Source organism: Martinezella calliandrae, from assembly GCF_030272695.1.
GTDB classification, from domain to species: domain Bacteria; phylum Pseudomonadota; class Alphaproteobacteria; order Rhizobiales; family Rhizobiaceae; genus Rhizobium; species Rhizobium calliandrae.
The window spans coordinates 1-291 of record NZ_JARFYN010000250.1 but is presented as its reverse complement, the minus strand read 5'-3'; the positions used below and the strand labels follow the sequence as shown (position 1 = coordinate 291).

Sequence of the window (291 nt, the reverse complement as noted above, 5' to 3'; positions counted from 1 at the left end):
GATAGCCTCGCTACTCTTGGTCAAGCCCGGCACTTCGACGACATCGCACCTTTCGCGTTTCCAGGCTTCAGACTGCCGTTCTGCTTCCAGACGGCGCTCCCAAGCCTGTGCGGCTGATGCGACATGATGGCTGAGCGATTTGGCGTAGTGGCGGGCAGCGGCGCGATCCTTGCTGTCTCCCAGGCGGCCGCCCGTTCCGAGCAACTCCCCGAACTGCTCCGGCCGCTCTGCCACCGACTTCACCAACTCCGCGCGCTCGATGTTGCCGTCCACAATGGCGGCGCTGACCCT

The 291-nt window shown here is 64.6% G+C and carries 1 pseudogene; it reads right to left on the bottom strand.

Going from position 1 to position 291, the window contains the following annotated elements:
• Positions 1–291 (bottom strand): annotated as a pseudogene (locus PY650_RS36970) (hypothetical protein); the annotation flags it as partial.